The following is a 3580-nucleotide window of genomic DNA, read 5'->3' on the forward strand; positions in this document are numbered from 1 at the left end:
GCCTCGGCGAGCCAGTCGCGGACGCTCCGCAATCCCTCGACGGTCTCATCGGCGCATCGGACGCACACGGGCGCGTCGTCGCCCGACGGTCGGGCGCACAGGTCGCACGGATAATGGTCGGCCATCTCTTCGTCCCCCGGTTCATTCGTGGTGTCAGCGCTCGTTCCGGAAACGTCCAACGGCTCTACTCAGGCGGACACCACCCGACCGCACGCTCCTCACATTTTTGGAAAATGCACTGCCCGACAGTGACGGGACCGTCGAACACCTCGCACGGGGTGAAGTTCATGGACATCGAGGCGAGCCTCTCCTCTCAGAACGGCGGAATGTCATCACCGGAGGACGAATCCCCTCCGGCGCTTGGGATATCCATCGGCTGTGGGATGGCCGTCGCGGGAACCGGACCGGGACATCGATGGGCGGCCACCACGGGGTGGCGTCGATGGACGACCAGTTCGGGAATGCGCTCGACGAGGGCACGGCCACTGACGGGATGACCGACGAGGTTGTAGGTCATCCGCCCCTCCACACGGGCGCGGAGTTCGGACGGTTCGTCGAGCGTGAGCGGATCCGCCCGGACCGGGATCCCCGCGACGGCGGAGTCGAGGGCGACGATGACGGCCGACCCGCAGGAGGCGCAGACGTCGAGGCGCGCACGGACTCGCGGGGTTCTCATCGGTTCCGCCGAGGTCTGGGAGTGACGGCAGCGACAGCACCGCGGAACTCGTCGCCGGCCGGCACGAGCGCCTTTCGTGTGCGCGCGTGGAACCGGAACCGCACATGTGGTGTCACTGCTGTCACTTCTCCTGCTCCGACCTGGAGTCTCGTCGTGATCTGAGGTCACTTTCCGCTGTCCCTCCCGTTGTCACTGGGTCCGGTTCTCTGTCACTGCTCACAGCAGGCGGGGGTTGCGCTGTCGGGGTCCAGTGACAGCGGGGCCGTGGCCGTCCCACGATCAGGCACTCCCCTGGATGCCGGCGCTGTCGTCGAGGAGGCTGAGGCCTAGGTAGTACCGCTTGCCGTTGGAGGGCTTGGAAGCGATCCCGCGAGCCTTGATCTCACGGCCGAAGGGTGAGGCGGCCAACGGTTTGATGCCCTCCCCCGCGCACCAGGACTCGTAGGCGCCGCGCAGCCTCTTCGTCTCGAGTTTCACGGGATCGCCGCAGTTGACACGGCAGTTCTCCTCGAGGAAACGGCTCAGGTGGTCCTCCTCAGCGGCGTAGGTCTCGGTGGCGACCTTGACCTTGTCCGGATCCCGCAAACCGCTGGCGAAGTACTGCCGAGCGCCCTCGATGATCCACGCGAGGATTCCGGCCCCCTCCTCACTGACGAGGATGCGCGCGAGGTTCTCCACCCGTTTCTCGGGCACGACGGTGTTGGTGAAGGGGACGAGCCGAAGCCTGCGCCAGAAGGACGCGCCGCCGCTCTTCACCTCGGGTTGGTGGTTGCCCATGAGCCATAGGTGGTGGGTGGGCTCGAAGGTGAAGTGGTCCTGGCGCATGAACCGGGCGGTGATGGTGTCGCCCCCGGTGAGTATCTTCATCTTGGCCTCGTCGAACCGGTCCTCCTGGTTGACCTCGGAGCAGATGACGAGCCGCATGCCCTGGAGGCGGGCGAGTTCGGTCTCGTGTGAGGAGCGGGAGTGCATGAGGAAGTCGTGTGGCGCGGTGGTCGCGTAGTCACCGAGGAGTTCCCTCAGGACGTCCAGGAACACCGATTTGCCGTTGGAGCCGCCGCCGTGCAGGAACGGCAGTACGTGAGTGCCGACGTCGGCGCTCGCCGAGAATCCGGCGAGGCGTTGCACATAGGAGATGACCTCGCTGTCGCCTCCGAAGGTGTCGGCCAGGAAGGAGTCCCACCTCGGAGTGGGTGAGTCGGGGGCGGGTGCCGTGGTCGTCGAGCGTGTGTGGAGCTGAGCGGGATCGGGGGCGGTGAGCTCGCCCGTCTCCAGGTCGACGACACCACCGGTGGTGTTGAGCCGACGGGGGGCGGCGTCGAGGCGGGCAGCGGAGGCGACGACGCGCTGGTCGGTACGGGCGAGCTGCACCATGGCGCCCAGGTTCCGCGCGGCGAGCGAGCGCGCTTTGTGGGCGGCGTCCTCCTTCGTGTCGTCGGGGAGCGCGCGGGCGATCGCGCGGGCGAGTTCCGGAACGCGGCCGACATCGTCCCAGGCCCACCGGTGACCGTTCCAGATAAGCCACCTGCCGCGCTCCGGAACGTAGCGGATCTCGTCCTGATGGGTGTCGGCCAGGCGTAGCGCGTTGCCGTCGTCGGTGCGGGAATAGGTGTCGAGCGCGGTCACCGGAGCGAGTTCGCTGACGGCGAGTGCCGCGGTGCCGTCGGCGGCAGGAGCCTGGTCGGGCCGCGTGGATCGCGTGCCCGGTACCGGTGTGGGGACGGCGGTCAGGTGGCGAAGCGCCCCCAGCGCGGACTGGCCGTACCCGGCGGCCTTGAGCGCCTTCGCCGCGGCCTTGTGGTCGCCTCCGTGTTCGAGGAGGGCGTAGGCGCCGAACTTCGTGTACGGGGTCTCGCTGTCGAACTCGGTGCTCGTGGAGAACACGTACAGCCGGTCCCTGTCCGCGGCGTGGCCGGTGGTGGCGGAGAAACCCATCCGCTTCCCCGGGCGCCGCCAGTACCTGGTGCGTCCGGAGCGGTACACCTCGCTCCACCCGTGGGAGGTGAGGATGTCGGACCAATCGGTGCGGGTCTCGTAGTCGTCGCCGGGGCTGGTGCCGCCTCCGTTCCGGGCCCCGGCGGAGGGTTGGGAGAAACCGTGCGCCGCGCGCCTCGGGGTGGCGTCGAGCATCCGCGCCAATTCCAAAAGCGCGTCGGACACCTCGCGTTCCAGGGTGACGACGCTGTCCGCGCTCCCGGTGTGCAGGGTCCACGGGCGCCCGGTCGGATGCACGGGCCCGTGGGAAGGGGCGACGATGAGAAAGCCGCCCTCGCTCTTGGTCTCGATGAGGACCTGGGTCTTCTGGCTTGGGCGCGCCGCGAGCTCTTCGCCGGTGGAGGGCCGGGAGGCGAGCTTCATGTTCGCGACTCCCTGACCGTCGTCGATACGCCAGAGCAGGTGGAGGCCCCCCGAGGCGGTCAACTCGGTGTATCCGGCCATGACCGCGCTCAGCACGTCGCCGAGTCCGAACTCGCGTGCCAGCTCGCGATAGCGCGTGAAGACGCCTTCGGTGATCGCCCGGTGTTCGACGTCGAGCGCGACGACTCCGCCGGAGACGGCGCCGGTGACGATCCCGAGGCCGGGGTGTCCGTGGGAGAACCAGCTCCTCAGCGCCTCGACCGTGGGGCGTTCGGTCATGTAGCGCTTCCACGCTCCGGTGCCCGGCGCTTTGGTGCCGTCGGTGGTGGCGGGGATGACGCACAGCCCGGCGGCGTGGAGGGTGAGGGCGGCGTCGAGAGTGGAGCGGGGAGGCTCCGTGTCCGGCACGTCGTCACCGTTTCTGGTCGTTGGGTCGGGACTGAGGGGCTGCTCCCCACTCATCGGGGGACGCCCTGCCACACGCGCACGGGGTGGGCACGGGTGCCCGGGTCGGTCGACCTCACGTAGCCGATGGCGTGGATGACA

At 68.7% G+C, this 3580-nt stretch carries 2 protein-coding genes; both read right to left on the bottom strand.

Annotated elements, in window-relative coordinates:
• Positions 1 to 313 precede the first annotated feature (313 nt).
• On the bottom strand, positions 314 to 676 hold the full coding sequence (locus D471_RS0130850) for a hypothetical protein (protein ID WP_017602179.1): 363 nt from the start codon (positions 674 to 676) through the stop codon (positions 314 to 316).
• Positions 677 to 955: 279 nt separating this feature from the next.
• Positions 956 to 3442 (bottom strand): phage/plasmid primase, P4 family, encoded by a 2487-nt coding sequence (locus tag D471_RS0130855; RefSeq protein WP_017602180.1) that lies wholly within the window; start codon positions 3440 to 3442, stop codon positions 956 to 958.
• Positions 3443 to 3580 lie beyond the last annotated feature (138 nt).

This window comes from Nocardiopsis lucentensis DSM 44048 (genome assembly GCF_000341125.1).
In the GTDB taxonomy this organism is placed as follows: domain Bacteria; phylum Actinomycetota; class Actinomycetes; order Streptosporangiales; family Streptosporangiaceae; genus Nocardiopsis; species Nocardiopsis lucentensis.